Source organism: Streptomyces canus (genome assembly GCF_001514145.1).
GTDB lineage: Bacteria > Actinomycetota > Actinomycetes > Streptomycetales > Streptomycetaceae > Streptomyces > Streptomyces canus.
Genome location: NZ_KQ948663.1, coordinates 63,651 through 82,385, shown reverse-complemented (window position 1 = coordinate 82,385; position 18,735 = coordinate 63,651). Strand labels below are relative to the sequence as shown.

Below are 18,735 nucleotides of genomic sequence, written 5' to 3'. Positions count from 1 at the left end.
CCCTGAGGGAGGTTCGGTGGAGGGCGCCGCGCGCGACTCGCACACGATGTGCGCGTGTCACAACAGGCGCTTCACAGATCTTGCACAGGCGATGTTCTAGCAGAATGGTGGTCATGCCCCGACGTACCTCGCATCTCCGGCCTCCTACCACCTCCGGCCCCGCCCACCAGCCCTCCTGCCCTTGCGGTCTTGAGGAGACGTACGAGGCCTGCTGTGGCCGATTCCACCGGGGTGCGGCCGCCGCGCCAACCCCGGAGGCGCTGATGCGTTCGCGCTACAGCGCCTTCGTGAAGCGCGACGAGGCGTATCTCTTGCGCACATGGCACCCGCGGACCCGGCCGCCGGGCGTCGATCTCGACCCCGGTATGCGCTGGACCGGCCTGGAGATCCTCGGCACGACCGACGGCTCGGCGTTCCACGGCATGGGCACGGTGACGTTCCGCGCGTCCTTCAAGGGCGGCTCCCTGCACGAGCGCAGCCGTTTCGAGCGCGTCGACGGAGCCTGGGTGTACGTCGACGGGGAGTTCCTCGACTGACCTACGGCGCGAGTATGTCCAGCTCCTGGAGGGCGCCCTCCGCGATCTCGCGGGTCAGTTCCTCCGCGTGCGTCGCGTCGCCCTCGCGGATCGCCTCGGCGAGCCGGACATGGAGGGTGACGGCCGCCGGGGCGGGGTCCTCGAACATGACCTCGTGGCGGGTACGGCCGGTGAGGACCTCGGCGACCACGTCACCGAGGCGGGCGAACATCTCGTTGCCGGAGGCGTTGAGGATCACGCGATGGAAGGCGATGTCGTGGAAGAGGTAGCCCTCGAGGCGGTGGCCCTTGGAGTTGGCGACCATGCCGAGCGCGCACGCGGTGAGTTCGGCGCACTGCTCGGGGGTCGCGTGCTTCGCGGCGAGGCCCGCCGCCACCGGCTCGATCGCCGAGCGCAGCACGGTCAGTGAGCGCAGCTGGTGCGGCCGGTCGGAGCCGGCCAGCCGCCAGCGGATGACCTGGGGGTCGTAGACGTTCCACTCGGCCTTGGGGCGGACCGTCACGCCCACGCGACGACGGGACTCGACCAGGTGCATCGACTCCAGGACCCGGACCGCCTCGCGCATCACCGAGCGTGAGACGTCGAAGCGTTGGGCCAGTTCGTCCGTGCGCAGGACGCTGCCGGGCGGGTAGTCGCCCGCTGTGATGGCGGGGCCGAGGGTTTCCAGTACGCGGCCGTGCAGCCCCCGGCCCGATGTGCTCATGCACTCAGAGTACGGGGCGTGTCACACCAAGAAAAAGTCAGACTTATTCATCACAGCCTCTTGAATTCGTCGTACCTAATCGGTTTCAGTTGCGTGTGCATCAGTCGGCATGAGTCGGCATCAGATGCCGAGGACGACACGCAGACAGTGAGGCAGCGATGAGTACCCCGAAGGTCGTCGTGGTCATGGGCGTCGCGGGCACCGGGAAGACCACCATCGGTCCCCTGCTCGCGGCCCGGCTCGGCGTTCCGTACGCCGAGGGCGACGACTTCCACCCGCCGGCCAACATCGCCAAGATGTCGGCCGGGACTCCGCTCACCGACGAGGACCGCCGGCCGTGGCTGGACGCCATCGGCTCCTGGGCGCACGGGCGGGCGGAGCTCGGCGGGGTGGTCAGCTGCTCGGCGCTGAAGCGGTCGTACCGCGACCGGCTGCGGGCCGAGGCGCCCGGGGTCGTCTTCGTGCACCTGGCGGGCGACCGCTCCCTCATCGAGGACCGGATGTCGCACCGGCAGGGGCACTTCATGCCCACCGCACTGCTGGACTCGCAGTTCGCCACGCTCCAGCCCCTCCAGGAGGACGAGGCCGGGGTCGTGGTGGACGTCTCCGGCAGCCCGGAGGAGATCACCGGGCGGGCCGTGAAGGCGCTCGCCGAGCTCCCGTAACACCCCTTTTCATCCCCCTTTCCGAAGAACATCCCCGTACCTGCAAGGGACCCCCGTGACCAGACTCAGCGTCGAGATGCTGGCAGCGGACGCACCGGAGCCGATCACCTCGGCCGGTCACGCTCAGCTGGGCATCGCCGTACTGGCGGGCATCGCCGTCATCGTCCTGCTCATCACCAAGTTCAGGCTCCACGCCTTCCTGGCGCTGACCCTGGGCACGCTCGTGCTCGGGGCGGTCGCAGGAGCGCCGCTCGACAAGGCCATCACCAGCTTCACCACCGGCCTCGGCACCACCGTCGCCGGTGTCGGCGTGCTGATCGCCCTCGGTGCGATCCTCGGCAAGATGCTCGCCGACTCGGGCGGCGCCGACCAGATCGTCGACACGATCCTCGCGAAGGCGGGCGGCCGTTCGATGCCGTGGGCGATGGTTCTGATCGCCTCCGTCATCGGTCTGCCGCTGTTCTTCGAGGTCGGCGTCGTGCTGCTGATCCCGGTCGTGCTGATGGTCGCCAAGCGCGGCAACTACTCCCTGATGCGCATCGGCATCCCGGCCCTCGCCGGTCTCTCCGTGATGCACGGCCTGGTCCCGCCGCACCCCGGCCCCCTGGTCGCGATCGACGCGGTGCAGGCCAACCTCGGTGTGACGCTCGCGCTCGGCGTGCTGGTGGCCATACCGACGGTGATCGTCGCCGGCCCGCTGTTCTCGAAGGTCGCGGCCCGCTGGGTGGACGTCCCGGCGCCGGACCGGATGATCCCCCAGCGTGCCTCGGAGGACCTGGAGAAGCGCCCGGGCTTCGGGGCCACCCTCGCCACGATCCTCCTTCCGGTCGTCCTGATGCTCTCCAAGGCGCTGGTCGACATCGTGATCGACGATCCCGACAACACCGGGCAGCGCGTCTTCGACGTCGTCGGCTCCCCGCTGATCGCCCTGCTGGCCTCGGTGCTCGTGGGCATCTTCACGCTGCTGCGCCCCGCCGGCTTCGGCAAGGAGCGCCTCACCCCGCTCATCGAGAAGGGCCTCGCGCCCATCGCCGGCATCCTGCTGATCGTCGGAGCGGGCGGCGGCTTCAAACAGACCCTGATCGACTCCGGGGTGGGTCAGATGATCCTGGAGATATCCGAGGACTGGTCCATACCGGCCCTGCTCCTCGCCTGGCTGATCGCGGTCGCGATCCGTCTCGCGACCGGCTCCGCGACAGTGGCCACGGTCTCCGCGGCAGGGCTGGTCGCCCCGCTCGCCGAGAACATGTCGACGACCCACACGGCCCTGCTCGTCCTCGCCATCGGCGCCGGCTCCCTCTTCTTCAGCCACGTCAACGACGCCGGGTTCTGGCTGGTCAAGGAGTACTTCGGCCTGGACGTCGGCCAGACCATCAAGACCTGGTCGATCATGGAGACGATCATCTCGGTGTTCGCGGGCGGTCTGGTCCTGCTGCTCTCGCTGGTCATCTAGGCGTACGGCGGCTGCGGCGCCCCCTGTCGGCCTACGGCCGCCACAGGGGGTGTTCGCGTTCCGCCCACTCCCGGCTCACTTCCCCGGTCCTGAGCCCCCGCCTCGCCTCCGGATCGCCCAGCGCCATGCCGATGTGGCCCGCCAGGACGATGCCGATCGACAGGGCCAGCCAGTCGTGGACGAAGGTCGCGCTGGTGCGCCACTGGATCGGCGTGAGGTGGGTGAACCACATCAGCAGGCCCGTGCCGAGCATGACCAGGCTCGCGCCCGCGATCCAGGCGGCGTAGACCTTCTGACCCGCGTTGAACTTGCCCGCGGGACGGGCCGCCCGGCGCTTGTCGCGGCGCAGCGCAGAACGCAGCCAGACCCGGTCGTGCGGGCCGAAGCGGTTCAGGAAGCCCAGGTCGGCGCGGAAGGCGCGGGAGACCAGGCCCACCAGGACGGGTACCGGCAGGGCCAGGCCCGCCCACTCGTGGACGCGGACCACCAGCTCACGGCGGCCGACGAGTTCGGCGAGCTGGGGGAGGTAGAGGCAGGCCGCCGTCACCACGCAGATACCCATCAGCGCGGCGGTCGCGCGGTGGACCCACTTCTGGCTGCGCCCGAAGCGCCGGACATGTGCCTGCGGTGGGGCGTCAGCTCGTAGGGTCATCGTCCCGCCCGTTCGATCGGCCCACCCAGGCGTCCACGTCGTAGCCCCGGTCCTCCCAGTAGCCCGGTTCCACGTCCTCCGTGACGGTGATGCCGGACAGCCACTTGGCCGACTTGTAGAAGTACATGGGGGCCACGTAGAGGCGGACCGGGCCGCCGTGGGAGTGGCCGATGTCCTTGTCCTGCATACGCAGGGCCACCAGGACGTCCGAACGGCGGGCCTGGTCGAGGGTGAGGCTCTCGGAGTACGCCCCGTCGAAGCAGGTGAAGCGGACGGCGCCCGCCTTGGCGGTCACCCCGGCGGCGTCCAGCAGCCGGGACAGCCGTACGCCTTCGAACGGCGTGTCCGGGACCCGCCAGCCCGTCACGCACTGCACGTCCTTGACCATCCGGGTCTGGGGCAGCGCCCGCAGGTCGGCCAGGGTGTACGTCCGCGGGCGCGAGACCAGACCGTCGATCTTGAGCTCGTAGTTCTCGGCGTCCTTGTGCGGCACGGACGAGGTCACCGAGTAGTAGCGGAAGCCGCCGCCGTTGGGGAGCAGTCCTGTCAGACCGGTGGGGTCCTTGTCGGCGGCGCTGCCCAGGAAGGCCTCCAGGCCGCGTTGCAGGGTGGGCGCGGCGACCACGCCGAGCGCGCCCAGGCCGAGGGTGCCGAGGAGGACACGGCGGCCGATCGGCGTTCCGCGCTGCTCCTCGGGCTGTTCGGAGTTCACCTCCTCATTCGAACACCCGCGAGGCCTGTGGGACCAGGAATCGCGGGTGCTCGTCAGACTTCCGTAACCACTTCTCACCCGGATCTCGGCGAGCGTCCGGTTCGCGGAGGTCTAGGACGCCTCGCCCGCCGCCTTCTCCAGTTGGAACGCCTCGTTGCCGAGCCCGATCCGGGCGTGCTCCTCGGGCTTGCGGGCCCGCAGGAGCAGCCCCTGCGCCAGGCCCACCACCACGGCGAGCCCGATGATGCCCGGCAGCACCCAGCTCAGCGAGGATCCCGGGCCCGCGCCGACCAGGACGTCGAAGTCCTTCACCGTGTAGACGGCGATCACCAGCAAGGCGATCCCCGCGAGGGCCGAGGTGATCAGCCGCCACGCCTGGGCGCCCGCCGCGCCGCGGCGCACGAAGAACACGACCACGGAGGCGGAGGCGGCCGCCATCAGCAGGATCACGCCGAGGGAGCCGACGTTGCCGAACCAGGTGAACAGGTGCAGGACCGGCACGGTCGGATCGCCCGTGGGCTTGTCGTCGGCGAACGCGAAGACGGCGATGACCACGACGGACACGGCCGTCTGGAGGAGCGAGCCGGTGCCGGGCGCGCCGCTGGCGCTGTTCGTGCGGCCGAAGGCGGCGGGCAGCAGGCCCTCGCGGCCCATGGCGAAGGCGTAGCGGGCGACGACGTTGTGGAAGCTGAGCAGGGCCGCGAACATGCCGGTCACGAAGAGGAAGTGCAGCACGTCGGTGAAGGTGGTGCCGAGGCGGTCCTCGGTGAGGCCGAAGAGCAGTCCCGCGCTCTGCTTCTGGGCCTCGCCGACGATGGCCGAGGGTCCGGTGGCAACGGTGAGGGCCCAGCTGCTGAGCGCGAAGAACACGGCGACACCGCCGACGGCGAGGAACATCACGCGCGGGACGAGCACATGCGGGCGGCTGGTCTCCTCGGCGTAGACGGGAGCCTGCTCGAAGCCGGTGAAGGCGGCGATGCAGAAGCACAGGGCGGTGCCGACGCCGGCGCCGCTGAGGGTGTCCGGGTTGAAGGCGTGCAGGGACAGGCCCTGGGCGGCCGGGTCGGAGACGGCTGCGATGTCGAAGATGACGACCAGGACGACCTCGACGATGAGCAGGACGCCGAGCACGCGCGCGTTGACGTCGATCTTCAGCCAGCCCAGCGCGCCGACGACCAGGGCGGCCGCCAGCGCCGGTATCCACCAGGCCACCGACAGGTCGGCGTAGGTGGCGAACAGCCCGGAGACCTCGAAGCCGAAGATGCCGTAGATGCCCACCTGGAGGGCGTTGTAGGCGACCAGGGCGACAAGGGCCGCGCTCGCCCCGGCGGTGCCGCCGAGGCCGCGGGAGATGTAGGCGTAGAAGGCGCCGGCGTTGTGAACGTGCCGGCTCATCTCTGCGTAGCCGACGCTGAACAGCACGAGGACGACACCGAGGACGACGAAGAGCAGGGGCTGGCCGACGATCCCCATCACCGCGAATGTGGTGGGCATGACACCCGCGACGACCATGAGGGGGGCGGTCGCGGCGAGGACGGAGAGCAGCAGGCCTCCGGTGCCGAGGCGGCCGGCGCGCAGCGCGCGGTCCTGCCCCTTGAACGTACTGATCTCTGGTCTGCTCTTGCTGGAACTCTCGGTGGCCATGGGGACCGTCCTTCTGGGGTTCGGGGGTGCTACACCGTGCCGAGCGCGCTGTCGCGGGCGGCAAGGAAGGCGGAGTACGGCTCGTGGTCCGGATAGGACCAGGGGGCCGGGGTGGGGTGTTCGCCGATGCGGTGGAAGAGGGCGGCGGCCTCGGCGCCGCGGCCCTCGCAGACCTTCGCGTGGGCGAGGAAGTTGAGGTCGACCAGGCGGCGGGGGTGGCCCTCGTGCTCCCATTCCAGCCACCAGTCGAAGGCCGACTTCATCACCTGCCGGGCCCGGCGTCCGGTCCAGTGGCCGGAGACGGCGGGGTCGCGCGGCTCGTGCCCGGCGGCGGCCAGGGCCCGGTAGCGCTCGGCGTGCGCGATGACCGGCAGGATCGCGAGCGGTGAGTCGGCGGGGGCCTGCTCGGCGGCCCAGTTCGCGAAGTCGTAGACCTCGTGCAGCGGATCGGGGCCCGCCTCGGCCCGGCGCTCGGCGAGCCGGGCGACCATCAGATGGTGGGCGTGGTGGTGGTCGGCGTGCCGCTGGCGGATCTCGCCGAAGACGTCGGCCACCTCGTCCGCCGCCCCGAGGTCGCGCTCCAGCAGGAGCAGGCCGAGCCAGGGGGTGGGGTCGGCGGGCAGGCGGCGGGCCGCGGTCCGGCAGGCCTCGCGGGCGGCGGCGGGCTTTCCCTTGCCCCGCCGCACGCGCTGGACCAGGGCGAGGGCGAGCAGTACGGCGGCGTCGCCGGAGTCCGGCTCGGCCACCAGCCAGTCCCTGGCCCAGGCGTCGCTGTACGGCTCGGCCGCGAGCACCGTGATCCGGTGGCCGCGCCGGTCCCACTCGTCACCCGTCCGGGCGAGCAGCGCCCGGGCCGCCTGCCATCTGCCCTGCGCCAACGCGGCACGCGCGTCGATGAGTTCGGCGTCGTCGAGGGCCGCGTCGAAGGCCTGGGCGGCGCGTTTTCGACTGCGGCCGAAGGGTGGCGGTGGCGGGGACACCGTGTGGGTTTTCCTCACGGAACATGACGCGTGACGGGTGGGGCGGAAGGGTCAGGCGGAGGGGGTGGGACGGAAGGGGCGCCTGGGCGGATGCGGGCAGGCCGACCGTCGATGTGGGCAGGTCGGCGGGCCGATTCGCACCGCCATCGACTGATCACGGACAGCCAACCGCCCGCCAATGGTTTGCGTCAAGAGCCGAAGGCGCATTACACGCGTCAACTCTCCATACCTGAGAGGAAGTTGTGGCGAAGCGGTGCTGGTGGGACCGGGTCAAGGGCCCGCATCTGTGGCGTACGCCATGGCGCCGCGCCTCCCGGCACCGCACCATGGCGGGAATCCCGCTGCCGAGAACGGCACGCGGTCGAGTCGACGGCCCGGATACGGGTACTCCCAGGGGCAAGCCGGACGCTGGGACGCTACAGTCGGCGACAACCACCCCGCCGCCCGGCCGGACGATCGAGGTACGAAGCGTGTCGGTTCTGGTTCTGATTCTCGCCGTGAGTGCTGCCTGCTGCCTGGGCTTCGGCTTTGTGCTGCAGCAGAACGCGGCCCGTCAGGCCCCGCTGAGCGACTTCCTCTCGCCCCGGCTGCTCCTCGACCTGGTGAAGGTGCCGCGCTGGCTCGGCGGCATCGGCCTGATGGTGGCCGGCATGGTCCTCGGCGCGATCGCGCTGGGCCACGGCGAGGTCTCCCTGGTCGAACCCCTCCTCGCCACGAACCTCCTCTTCGCCCTGGCCCTCTCCCGCAAGCAGACGAAGCAGCCGCTGGGCCGCCAGGGCTGGGCGGGGCTCGCGCTGCTCGCGGGCGGGGTGACCGCGTTCATCGTGGCGGGTGAGCCACGCGGCGGTACGGCGGTCACCGACCCCTTCCGCCACTGGCTGATCATCGGCGCCATGATCGGCCTCGCCCTGCTGCTCACCACCTACGCCAAACGCTCCCGCCTCAGCTCGGGCCCGGTCCTGCTGTCCCTGGCGGCCGGTCTGCTGTACGGCGTCCAGGACGCCCTCACCCGGGTCAGCGGCCAGCGCTTCTCCGCGGGCGGCCTCGCCGAGCTGCTGACCGGCTGGCAGCCGTACGCCGTGCTGGCCCTCGGGATCACCGGGCTCGTCCTGGTGCAGAGCGCGTTCGAGACCGCGCCCCTGCGGATGTCGCTGCCCGCGCTGACCGCGGCCCAGCCGCTCGCCGGGATCCTGTGCGGAGTGGGCTTCCTGGGCGACCGGCTGCGCACCGACACCGCCGCGCTGACCTGGGAGGCGCTGGGACTCGCGGCCGTCGTCGCGGGCATCGTGCTGCTGGGGCTGCACCCCGCGATGCCGCGCGGGGCCGCCCGCTCGGAACCCGCGCGCGACCTCCAGCCGAGCTGACGCGCGCCCGCCGGGACGGACGGCACGGGCGCTGCTGCTTGGACGGAGGTCTGAGCGCTGCTGCTTGGATGGGGCCATGAGCGCTGCTGACGAGATCCTCGACATCGTCGACGAGAACGACGACGTCGTCGCCCAGTCCCCCCGCGGCGAGGCCTACGCCGAGGGGCTGCGCCACCGCTGCGTCTTCGTCCGGGCCACCGACGCCGAGGGCCGCCTCTTCGTCCACCGCCGCACAGCCACCAAACTGGTCTTCCCCTCGCTCTACGACATGTTCGTCGGCGGAGTGGTCGGCGCGGGCGAGTCCTACGACGACGCGGCCCTGCGCGAGGCCGAGGAGGAACTCGGCGTGAGCGGGCTGCCCCGCCCGGAGTTCCTCTTCAAGTTCCTCTACGACGACGGGGCCGGCCGGACCTGGTGGTCCGCGGTCTACGAGGTCCGCTGCGAGCTCCCGGTCAGCCCCCAGGTCGAGGAGGTCGCCTGGCACGACTTCCTGCCGGAGGACGAGGTGGAGCTGCGTCTGCGGGACTGGGAGTGGGTGCCGGACGGGCTGGCCGCCTACGAGCGGCTCAAGGCGTACCGGTCGATGGGTTGAGCAGGCCCGCACCGCGTCGTTCCGGAACCCGGCCGATAGGCTCGTGCGCGTGATCGATTTCGCACGGAACGTCCGCGTCTGGTTCGCCCCCGACGAGGTCCGGCAGGAGGGTCGTACCCCCGACTACCGGTTCTCGCTGGCCAATGAGCGCACCTTCCTGGCCTGGCTGCGCACCGCGCTCGCCCTGATCGGCGGCGGCTTCGCCGTGGACCAGTTCCTGCCGGATCTGCGCTGGGGCTGGCGGGTGGGCCTGGCACTCGCGCTGCTCGCGGCAGGCGTGCTGTGCTCGTTGCGGGCGGTCAACCACTGGGTGCGGTGCGAGCGGGCGATGCGGCGGGGCGAGGATCTGCCGGTGTCCCGGTTCCCGGCGCTGCTGAGCCTGGTGGTCGCGGTGGTGGCCGTGGCCATGGTCGTCGTGGTGTTCATCGGGTGGGAGGGATGAGCGAGGCCGCCGCCGCGGAGCGGGACCCGGGGCTCCAGCCCGAACGCACCCGGCTCGCCTGGCGCCGTACGACCCTCTCGGGCACCGTCTGCGCGGTACTCGCCGTGAAGACGGCCCTGCACGGCGGCCCGACCCCCGCCACACTCGTCGCCTGCGCCCTGTGCTGCGCCCTCTGGCTGGGCCTCCTCTCCCTCGCCCACCACCGCATCCGCGCCCTGACCTCGTCGGACACACCGGCGGCCCTCACTTCGCGACACGCCACCGCGGCGGTCCTGTGCACGGTGGCGACGGCGGTGTGCGGGGCGGCGCTGGTGTTCTGAGCGGCTCGGCGCCCCCCCACCCGGGCCCGCCCGTGCTCACCCTCGCCCCTGTGGGGTACCCGTACGCCACGCAGACCTGAATATCCGCATACGCACCTTTCGCGTGACAGCCTGTCCGACGTCATCGCCCGTCGCTTCGAAGGTGAGCACCATGACCACCCTCCACCACGAACACGCCGCGCACGCGCACACCCACGGCCCGGACTGCGGACACACCGAGGTGCCGCACGACGACCACGTCGACTACGCGCACGACGGGCATCTGCACCGCGAGCACGAGGCCCACTGGGACGAGTGCGAGCCCGGCGGGCACGTCTCGCACACGGAGCACGAGCACCGGCACGGCCAGGACTGCGGACACGAGAGCGTCCTGCACGGCGACCACGTCGACTACCTCCACGACGGCCACCGGCACGCCGCCCACGACGGCCACTGGGACGACCACTGACCTGACCGAGAAGCACCGCCGACAGCTCCCCGCCACACCAGGCCGGGAGCTGTCGGCCTATCGTGGGCCGGATCACGTTCACCGTCCCCTCTGGACGGCATACCGACCAGTCGGCATGATGGTCGGTACCCGTTCCCGCGCGTAAGGAGCCCAGATGAGCCCCGATCATCCGCCAGGACTCGATCTCGACCGGCTGCGCGGCCTGCTCGACCGCGAGCGGCCCGGCCTGGTGCGCGGTCCGCTGACCGGCCGGCTGATCGAGGGCGGACGGTCGAACCTCACGTACGCGGTGTCGGACGGCACGTCGAAGTGGGTCGTACGACGGCCCCCGCTCGGCCATGTCCTCGCCACCGCGCACGACATGAAGCGCGAGCACCGGGTCATCAGCGCGCTGCACCCCACGAACGTGCCGGTGCCGAACCCGGTCCTGCTGTGCGAGGACGACGAGGTGATCGGGTCGCCCTTCTACGTCATGGAGTTCGTCGAGGGCACCCCGTACCGCACCGCCGACCAGCTCGCCCCCCTCGGCCCGCAGCGCACCCGCGACGCCGTGCTGTCCCTGGTCGACACCCTCGTCGAGCTGCACGCGGTGGATCCGGCGGAGGTCGGGCTCGCGGACTTCGGGCGCCCCGAGGGCTTCCTGGACCGCCAGCTGCGCCGCTGGGGCAAGCAGCTGGACGCCTCCCGCAACCGCGACCTGGCCGGCATCGACGAGCTGCACGCGGCGCTCGGCCGCCGGCTGCCCGAGTCCCCCGCGGCCACGGTCGTGCACGGCGACTACCGGCTCGACAACGTCCTGCTGGGCGACGACGACCGGATCAGGGCGATTCTCGACTGGGAGATGTCGACCCTCGGTGACCCGCTCACCGACCTCGGCCTGCTGGTGATGTACAGCGTGCCGCTGGGCACGGCCGCCTCCCCGGTCTCCACGACCGCCGAGGCCGCGGGCCACCCGGATCCGGCCGAACTGGTCGCGCGGTACGCCGAGCGCTCCGGGCGGGACGTGACGGCGGTGTCCTGGTACACGGCGTTCGCGTGGTTCAAGCTCGCCGTGATCCTCGAGGGCATCCACTACCGCTACACCCTGGGCCAGACGGTCGGCCGCGGTTTCGACCGCATCGGCGACCTGGTCCCGGTCTTCATCCAGCACGGTCTGACCACGCTTCACGACGGCATCCAGGAAGGCTGATCCGCATGGACTTCGCGTTCGACGCGCGCACCGAGGAGCTGCGCGCCAAGCTGCTCGCCTTCATGGACGAGTACGTCTACCCCGCCGAGGCCGTCGCGGAGGAGCAGCGCGCCCGGCTGGACTCGCCGTGGGACACCCCGGCCGTGGTCGAGGAGCTCAAGGCCGAGGCGCGCAGGCAGGGCCTGTGGAACCTCTTCCTGCCCGACGCCGAGTACGGCGCCGGCCTCACCAACCTCCAGTACGCCCCGCTCGCCGAGATCACCGGCCGCTCCCCGCAGCTCGCGCCCACCGCGCTGAACTGCGCGGCGCCCGACACCGGCAACATGGAGGTGCTCTCGCAGTTCGGTGACGAGCAGCAGAAGAAGCAGTGGCTGGAGCCGCTGCTGGCCGGTGAGATCCGCTCGGCGTTCGCGATGACCGAGCCGGAGGTCGCGTCCTCCGACGCCACGAACATCACCACCCACATCGAACGGGACGGCGACGAGTACGTCGTCACGGGCCGCAAGTGGTACATCTCCGGGGCGATGAACCCGGACTGCAAGATCTTCATCGTGATGGGCAAGACCGACCCGGACGGCGCGGACATCCGCCGCCAGCAGTCCATGATCCTGGTCCCCCGGGACACTCCGGGCGTCACGGTCGAGCGCGCGATGCGGGTCTTCGGCTACGAGGACCACTCCCACGGCGGCCACGCCGAGGTGATCTTCGACCACGCGCGCGTACCGGCCTCGAACCTCGTCGGCGAGGAGGGCGGCGGCTTCGCCATCGCCCAGGCCCGCCTCGGCCCCGGCCGGATCCACCACTGCATGCGGCTGATCGGCATGGCCGAGCGGGCGATCGAGCTGATGTGCCGCCGCGCGGTCTCCCGCGACGCCTTCGGCAAGGCGCTGGCCCAGCAGGGCGTGGTCCACAACTGGATCGCCGACGCGCGCGTGACCGTCGAACAGCTCCGCCTGCTGGTCCTGAAGACGGCCTGGCTGATGGACACGGTCGGCAACAGGGGCGCCCACACCGAGATCCAGTCCATCAAGATCGCCACGCCCCGCGCGGTCGTCGACATCATCGACCGGGCGATCCAGCTGCACGGCGCGGGCGGCGTCAGCCAGGACTTCCCGCTGGCCGAGCTGTACGCCGGCGCCCGCACCCTGATGATCGCGGACGGCCCGGACGAGGTCCACCAGCGCTCGCTCGCGCGACGGGAGCTGAAGAAGTACCTCTAGGAGGCGCTCTACGGCCGCAGGGACCGCAGGAGGAGGTCGGCCAGGTGGTCGGCGACCTCCTGCGGGCCCATCGGGCCGTCCGGGCGGTACCAGGTCGACAGGTGGTGGACGGACCCGAAGTGGTAGTCCACGACGAGATCGGCCGGGGTCGCCTTCGAGAAGACGCCCGCTTCCTGGCCCTCCTCGATGAGCGCGCGGAAACGCTCGTGGTACTTCCGCCGCTCGGCGCGTACCTGCTTGTTCTTCTCGGGGCTCAGGTGGTGCATCGAGCGGAAGAAGATCATCGCGTCGTCGAGGTTCTCGATCGTGGTGACGACGACGTCGGCGGCCGCCGCCCGCAGCCGCTTCTCGATCGGCTCGTCGGCGTTCGCGAGCGCGTCGAGGCGCTCCTGCTGGACGCGCAGCACGCGCGCGTACACCTCGTGCAGGAGGTCGTCCTTGGAGCCGAAGTAGTGGTACAGCGCCCCCTTGGTGACGCCGGCCGCCTCGACGATCTCCTGCACGGAGGTGCGGTCGTAGCCCCGCTCGGCGAAGAGCCGGGTGGCGGCGGCCAGCAGCCGCTGCGGGACGGGCGTACCGTCTCCGTCCGTCGTCCTGGGCACTGTGCCGCCACCTGCCTTCCGAGAGGTCATTCGCTGTTGTGCGGTGGGGAACGGAGTTCCCGCCGGAGGATCTTCCCACTGGCCGTCTTCGGCAAGTCGGGCAGGATCTCCACCTGCCGCGGGTATTTGTAGGCCGCCAGTCTCTCCTTGCAGTACGCGGCGAGCGCATCGGGGTCGGTTTCCGCACCCGGACGGAGGCTGATGTACGCCTTGACGGTCTCCCCGCGGTACCCGTCGGGCACTCCGACGACGGCCGCCTCGCGCACCGCCGGATGCGTGTACAGCACGTCCTCGACCTCGCGCGGCCACACCTTGAAGCCGGACGCGTTGATCATGTCCTTCTTGCGGTCCACGACGTACAGCCAGCCCTCGGGGTCCATGAACCCGATGTCACCCGTGCGCAGCTCGCCGTCCGGGAAGGTCTCGGCGGTCGCCTCCGGCCGCCGCCAGTACCCGGGCACCACCTGCGGTCCGCGCACGACGATCTCGCCCTGCTCGCCGAAGGGCACCTCGGCGCCGCTGTCGTCGACGATCCTTACGACCGTCTCGGGCCCCGGCACGCCCACGGCGAGCGTCCCGGACACCGGGTCGACGGGCGCCTCGCGCTCCGGCGGAACGGAGGCGCAGGGCGCGGAGCACTCGGTCAGCCCGTAGCCGTTGCGGATGTACGGCCCGAAGCCGGCCCGGAACTTCTCCACCAGGGCGGGCGGCAGCGGGGCCCCGCCGGAGGAGATGTTGACGAAGGACGAGAAGTGCTCGCGGGTGACGTCCGGGTGGGCGGCCAGCGCCATGAAAGCGGTCGACGGGCCGACCGTGTAGTGCGGCCGGTGCTCGGCGAACGCCTCCAGGACGACACCCGCCTCGAAGCGGTACGCCAGCACGAGCGTGCCCACGCTGTTCAGACAGGCCCCGAGCTGGCAGACCATCCCGGTGATGTGGAACAGGGGCGCCAGTGCGAAGTACACGGGCGCCTCGGGCAGCCCGAGCCCGGTCCGCTGCCGCTCGGCGTTGTACATGATGTTGCCGTGCGTGTTGGTGGCGCCCTTGGGCGTGCCGCTCGTCCCCGAGGTGTAGCTGATCAGCGCGAGGTCGGAGGGCCTGACGTCCCGTCCTTCGGGCGCCTTGTGCCCGGCCCCGGCGACGGCGACCAGGTCGTCGGCGTCCTCGGCCTGCGGCAGCCGCTCGAAGGTGAGCACGCGCGCGTCCCCGCGGGTCTGGAAATCCAACTCGCACCCGGTCAGCACGATCCGCACCGGCGAGTCCGCCGCCGTCTCGCGCAGATACGACTCCCAGGCCCGGTCGGAGCAGATCAGCGCGGCCACCTCACCGTCCCGCAGGACATGGCCGACCTCCCCCGACTTGTACATGGGGTTGACGGGCACGACGACCGCGCCCGCCTTCCAGGCACCGAGCAGCGCGAGCACGAACAGCGGGGAGTTCTGGAGCAGGACCGCCACCCGGTCGCCGCGCTCCAGACCGCGAGCGGCGAGGTGTCCGGCGACGGAGTCGCTCAGCTCGTCGACCTCGCGATAGCTGAGCCGCCCGTCGAAGTAGGCGAGGAAGGGCCGCTCCGGCGCCTCGGCGACGGCCCGCCGCAGGGCGTGCACGAGTGAGTCGGCGGGCTCTATCGGCCCGCGCTGGGCTTCGCTGAGAAGCGCCAGCCAGGGCTTGGCGGCGTAACGGGACTCGCTCACCGGACCTCCTCCCACTTGCGCTGGAGGTGGTTCATGCCGGCCAGCCAGCGATCGGGCTCGGCGGCCCGCGCCTGGTAGTACTCGGCGACCTCCGGGTGCGGCAGGATCAGGAACCGGTCCTGCTCGATCCCCCTGAACAGCGCCTCGGCCACATCCTCCGGCTCGACGGCGGTCGGCTGGAGCACCAGGTCTCCGGCGGTCCCGGTGGCCGCGAGCATGTCGGTCCGCACACCCTGCGGACAGATCGCGTGCACCTTGATCCCCCGGTGCCGGTAGGTCAGCGACAGATACTCGGCGAAGGCGTAAGCCCCGTGCTTGGTAACGGCGTAGGGAGCGGCCCCGATCATGGTCAGCAGCCCCGCGGCGGAAACGGTCGACACGAACCGCCCGCTGCCCCGCTCCAGCCACCCCGGAAGCAGCGCGTGGGCGGCTCGCACGTGCGCCATGACGTTCACGTCCCAGGAAGTGGCCCAGCCGGTCTCGTCGAGCGGCTCGTCGGCGTTCCCTCCGCCGAAGGCGACGCCGGCGTTGGCGCAGTAGACGTCGACGTTGCCGCCGAGTGCGTCGCGGGCGTCGGAGACGACGGCGGAGGCGTCCCCGGCGACGGCGATGCCCCCGACCTCCTCGGCCACGGCCTTCGCACGGCCGGCATCGAGGTCGTTGACGACGACCCGGGCCCCTTCCGCAGCAAACCGCCGGGCCAGCGCAGCCCCGATGCCACCTCCCGCTCCGGTCACAACCACTCCGGCACCCTGCAGGGCTTCCACCATCGGTCTCCTTCGACTGCGGCTCGACTGCAGGCCCAGACTAACCGGTCGGTATGTTGAAGGAAAGAGTGACGGAAACCTCCCCACAACCCGCGTCGGCGCCTACCGTGCACCTCATGCGCCTATCCAGAAGAACCCTGCTGGCAGCAGCAACGGCAACGGCGTCACTGACCTCCGCACCCCCGGCCCAGGCGGCCCGCTCCCACAGACGAACAGGTTTCGAGAACCTGGCCGCCTCCGGATACGCCCAGCTCGACGGCGAGCGTATCGGCATCGTCACCAATCCCACGGGCGTCACCCGGGACGTGCAGCACATCGTCGACGTGATGCACGCCGACCCCCGGGTCGACCTGACCGCCGTCTTCGGCCCCGAACACGGCTTCCGGGGCACCGCGCAGGCGGGCGGCTCCGAGGGCCGCTACGACGACCCCGCGACCGGTCTCCCCGTCTACGACACGTATCTCAAGAGCGGCAGGCCCCTCGCCGACATCTTCACCGCCTCCGGCGTGGACACGATCGTCTTCGACATCCAGGACGTGGGCGCACGCTTCTACACGTACATCTGGACCCTGTACGACTGCATGGAGGCGGCCCGGCTCGCGGGGAAGCGCTTCGTCGTCCTGGACCGCCCGAACCCGGTCACCGGCCGTGCGGCCCAGGGCCCGGTCCTGCACAAGGAGTTCGCGACCTTCGTGGGCAGACAGCCCGTCTCCCAGGCACACGGAATGACCGTCGCGGAGCTGGCCCGTCTCTTCAACGGTGAGTTCCTCACCTCGCCCGTCACCCTGGACACGGTCCTGATGACGGGCTGGAGGCGCTCGGAGTTCTACGACGCCTGGAACCTCCCCTGGGTCCCCCCGAGCCCGAACATGCCGACCCCCGACACCGCCCTGGTGTACTCCGGCACCTGTCTCTTCGAGGGCACGAACCTCTCGGAGGGCCGCGGCACCACCCGTCCCTTCGAACTGCTGGGCGCGGAGGGCCTGGACGGCCGCTGGGCCGCCGCCGCAGGCGAACTCGGCCTGCCCGGCGTGCACTTCAGGGAGGCCTACTTCGCCCCCACCTTCTCCAAGTTCCAGGGCAAGACGGTCGGCGGCGTACAGATCCACGTCCACGACCGGCCCGCCTACGACCCCGTCCGCACCGGCATCGCCCTGCTGGTGACCGCCAAGAAGGCCTGGTCCGGCTTCGGTTGGCGCGCGGACAACTGGATCGACAAGCTCACCGGCTCCACCCGGGTCCGCACGATGATCGACGCCGGCGCCGGTGCCGACGAGGTCGTGGCGGGCTGGCGGGAGGAGCTGACGGCTTTCCGGCGGATTCGAAAGCATTACCTCCTCTACGGATGAGCCGTGGAGTATGGCCAACTTCGCCCGGTAGTAGGACGATGCGCACCACTACGGGGACGAGGTGGTCGGTGATGGCGGATCCGGCGATGAGTGTGACGCCGTACTGGGAGCTGACGTTCGACGCGGACGGAGACCCGGACACCGGCCGGCGGGACCGGCTGCTCGCGGAGGTGGTGGACCGGGGCGTCAAGGACCTGGTCGTCTTCTCGCACGGCTGGAACAGCGACCGCTCGGCGGCGACCCGGCTCTACAGCAGCTTCTTCGCCCCGTTCCCGCAGCTCGCGCCGGCGGCGAGACTCGGGTACGTGGGGGTCGTGTGGCCGTCGATGCGGTTCTCCGACGAGCCGATCCCGGACTTCCCGCGGTCCGTGGCCGCCGAGATGCCACCGCGTCCAGTGCTCGACAAGGACACCCGTCACGCGCTGCTCGAGACCTTCCCGGGCCGGGCCACCGTGATCGACCAGTTATCCCGGCTGCTCGATCAGCAGCCTCCTGAAGAGGCCGAGCTGGAGGAGTTCGGGCGGCTGGTGCGGATGCTGGTGGACGTCGTGCCGCCCGGGCCGCAGGCGCTGTTCGCGGCGGACACGCTGGCGGAGGGGGTCCCGCAGGACGAGCCGGAGATGTTCGCCGGGTCCGCGGCGACGGTGTGCGAGGAGTTCGCGCGGGCCCTCGCCCATCTCGAATCACCCGACGGGGTACAGGGGTTCACGATTCCCAACCCGTGGGACGGTGCGCACGAACTGCTGCGGCAGGGGACGTACTACGCGATGAAGCGGCGCGCGGGCACGGTGGGCGAGCGCGGGCTCGGCCGGGTGATCGGGCAGCTCGCGAAGGCGGCGCCCGGGGTGCGGGTGCACCTCGTGGGGCACAGCTTCGGGGGCCGGCTGGTGTCGTTCGCACTGCGCGGGCTGCCGGAGGGGGTACGGACCGTCAAGTCCGTCACGCTGCTCCAAGGGGCCTTCTCGCACTACGCGTTCGCGACCCGGCTGCCGCACGACACGCGCGCGGGAGGTGTGCTCCAGGGACAGCAGAACCGCGTCGACGGGCCGCTCGTGTGCTGTTTCTCCAGCCATGACTCGGCGCTCGGCACCTTGTATCCGCTGGCCTCGCGCATGGCGGGTGACGCCCAGGGCGTGGCGGCCTTCGACCTCGGCCGGACCCTGGGCGCCAAGTGGGGGGCGATGGGCCATGACGGCGTGCAGGCGGTGCCGGACACGCCGTCCGTCAAGCTGGCCGACGCCCTCGGGAAGCTGCCCGCGAAGGGCTGCGTGAACGTCGACGCGGCGGTCGTCGTCAGGCGCGGTGGACCGCCCTCGGGCGCGCACAGCGACATCTGCCACCGCGAACTGGCCCACCTGGTGCTGGCGGCGGGCCGTATCCACTGACCCGCCGCCTGCCGTCGG

General features: G+C 71.2%; 20 protein-coding genes. 12 read left to right on the top strand and 8 right to left on the bottom strand.

From position 1 onward, the window contains the following. Positions 1-113 precede the first annotated feature (113 nt). Complete coding sequence (locus tag AQJ46_RS25205; protein WP_059208039.1) at positions 114-536, top strand: YchJ family protein; 423 nt, start codon at positions 114-116, stop codon at positions 534-536. 1 nt (position 537) lies between these two features. Here the strand turns inward: AQJ46_RS25205 and AQJ46_RS25200 are convergent, their stop codons facing one another. Further along, a complete protein-coding gene (locus tag AQJ46_RS25200) occupies positions 538-1,239 on the bottom strand; it encodes a FadR/GntR family transcriptional regulator (protein ID WP_059207793.1) in 702 nt (233 codons plus the stop codon). Positions 1,240-1,397: 158 nt separating this feature from the next. On the opposite strand from AQJ46_RS25200, the gene AQJ46_RS25195 reads away from it, so the two are divergent. Together AQJ46_RS25195 and AQJ46_RS25190 are read left to right on the top strand one after the other, a co-directional pair. Beyond that, positions 1,398-1,904 (top strand): gluconokinase, encoded by a 507-nt coding sequence (locus AQJ46_RS25195; RefSeq protein WP_059207792.1) that lies wholly within the window; start codon positions 1,398-1,400, stop codon positions 1,902-1,904. Positions 1,905-1,959: 55 nt separating this feature from the next. Next, entirely contained in the window at positions 1,960-3,357 is a 1,398-nt protein-coding gene (locus tag AQJ46_RS25190) for a GntP family permease (RefSeq protein WP_057614388.1), read from the top strand. A gap of 31 nt (positions 3,358-3,388) precedes the next feature. Here the strand turns inward: AQJ46_RS25190 and AQJ46_RS25185 are convergent, their stop codons facing one another. The 4 genes from AQJ46_RS25185 to AQJ46_RS25170 form a co-directional block, all read right to left on the bottom strand. Next, entirely contained in the window at positions 3,389-4,009 is a 621-nt protein-coding gene (locus AQJ46_RS25185; RefSeq protein ID WP_059207791.1) for a cytochrome b/b6 domain-containing protein, read from the bottom strand. Next, the gene (locus tag AQJ46_RS25180; RefSeq protein ID WP_059207790.1) at positions 3,993-4,721 is read right to left on the bottom strand and encodes a molybdopterin-dependent oxidoreductase; all 729 of its coding nucleotides are present in this window, start codon (positions 4,719-4,721) and stop codon (positions 3,993-3,995) included. Before AQJ46_RS25180 ends, AQJ46_RS25185 begins: the two co-directional genes overlap by 17 nt. Positions 4,722-4,832: 111 nt before the next feature. Beyond that, entirely contained in the window at positions 4,833-6,365 is a 1,533-nt protein-coding gene (locus AQJ46_RS25175) for an APC family permease (RefSeq protein ID WP_059207789.1), read from the bottom strand. Between the two features lie 29 nt (positions 6,366-6,394). After that, positions 6,395-7,345, bottom strand: a complete 951-nt coding sequence (locus tag AQJ46_RS25170) for a hypothetical protein (RefSeq protein ID WP_059207788.1) — start codon at positions 7,343-7,345, stop codon at positions 6,395-6,397. A gap of 470 nt (positions 7,346-7,815) precedes the next feature. Here AQJ46_RS25170 and AQJ46_RS25165 point away from each other — a divergent pair, with 470 nt between their 5' ends. The 7 genes from AQJ46_RS25165 (at position 7,816) to AQJ46_RS25135 (ending at position 12,920) form a co-directional block, all read left to right on the top strand. After that, on the top strand, positions 7,816-8,709 hold the full coding sequence (locus AQJ46_RS25165; RefSeq protein ID WP_057614393.1) for a DMT family transporter: 894 nt from the start codon (positions 7,816-7,818) through the stop codon (positions 8,707-8,709). Between the two features lie 76 nt (positions 8,710-8,785). Continuing rightward, complete coding sequence (locus tag AQJ46_RS25160; protein ID WP_059207787.1) at positions 8,786-9,301, top strand: NUDIX hydrolase; 516 nt, start codon at positions 8,786-8,788, stop codon at positions 9,299-9,301. A gap of 49 nt (positions 9,302-9,350) precedes the next feature. Further along, positions 9,351-9,743 carry a YidH family protein gene (locus AQJ46_RS25155; protein ID WP_059208038.1) on the top strand — a complete coding sequence of 131 codons (393 nt, stop codon included), beginning with the start codon at positions 9,351-9,353 and terminating at the stop codon, positions 9,741-9,743. Then, entirely contained in the window at positions 9,740-10,063 is a 324-nt protein-coding gene (locus AQJ46_RS25150) for a DUF202 domain-containing protein (protein WP_059207786.1), read from the top strand. The genes AQJ46_RS25155 and AQJ46_RS25150 overlap by 4 nt, the downstream gene beginning before the upstream one ends. A gap of 151 nt (positions 10,064-10,214) precedes the next feature. Then, positions 10,215-10,511: a hypothetical protein gene (locus AQJ46_RS25145; RefSeq protein WP_059207785.1), complete on the top strand. Its 297-nt coding sequence runs from the start codon at positions 10,215-10,217 to the stop codon at positions 10,509-10,511. Between the two features lie 154 nt (positions 10,512-10,665). Further along, positions 10,666-11,700, top strand: coding sequence for a phosphotransferase family protein (locus AQJ46_RS25140; RefSeq protein ID WP_059207784.1), 1,035 nt, complete (start codon positions 10,666-10,668; stop codon positions 11,698-11,700). 5 nt (positions 11,701-11,705) lie between these two features. Next, positions 11,706-12,920 (top strand): acyl-CoA dehydrogenase, encoded by a 1,215-nt coding sequence (locus AQJ46_RS25135; protein ID WP_059207783.1) that lies wholly within the window; start codon positions 11,706-11,708, stop codon positions 12,918-12,920. Between the two features lie 8 nt (positions 12,921-12,928). Here AQJ46_RS25135 and AQJ46_RS25130 read toward each other — a convergent pair whose 3' ends face one another. Genes AQJ46_RS25130 through AQJ46_RS25120 form a run of 3 tightly spaced genes read right to left on the bottom strand, consistent with a single transcriptional unit; the run spans position 12,929 to position 15,986 of the window. After that, positions 12,929-13,522 carry a TetR/AcrR family transcriptional regulator gene (locus AQJ46_RS25130; protein ID WP_059207782.1) on the bottom strand — a complete coding sequence of 198 codons (594 nt, stop codon included), beginning with the start codon at positions 13,520-13,522 and terminating at the stop codon, positions 12,929-12,931. 26 nt (positions 13,523-13,548) lie between these two features. Continuing rightward, complete coding sequence (locus AQJ46_RS25125; protein ID WP_059207781.1) at positions 13,549-15,216, bottom strand: class I adenylate-forming enzyme family protein; 1,668 nt, start codon at positions 15,214-15,216, stop codon at positions 13,549-13,551. Next, entirely contained in the window at positions 15,213-15,986 is a 774-nt protein-coding gene (locus AQJ46_RS25120; RefSeq protein ID WP_059207780.1) for an SDR family oxidoreductase, read from the bottom strand. Before AQJ46_RS25120 ends, AQJ46_RS25125 begins: the two co-directional genes overlap by 4 nt. 113 nt (positions 15,987-16,099) lie before the next feature. Here AQJ46_RS25120 and AQJ46_RS25115 point away from each other — a divergent pair, with 113 nt between their 5' ends. Both AQJ46_RS25115 and AQJ46_RS25110 read left to right on the top strand, forming a co-directional pair. Continuing rightward, entirely contained in the window at positions 16,100-17,332 is a 1,233-nt protein-coding gene (locus AQJ46_RS25115) for an exo-beta-N-acetylmuramidase NamZ family protein (protein WP_059208037.1), read from the top strand. A 71-nt stretch (positions 17,333-17,403) separates the two neighbouring features. After that, a complete protein-coding gene (locus AQJ46_RS25110; protein ID WP_059207779.1) occupies positions 17,404-18,717 on the top strand; it encodes a hypothetical protein in 1,314 nt (437 codons plus the stop codon). Positions 18,718-18,735: the final 18 nt, after the last annotated feature.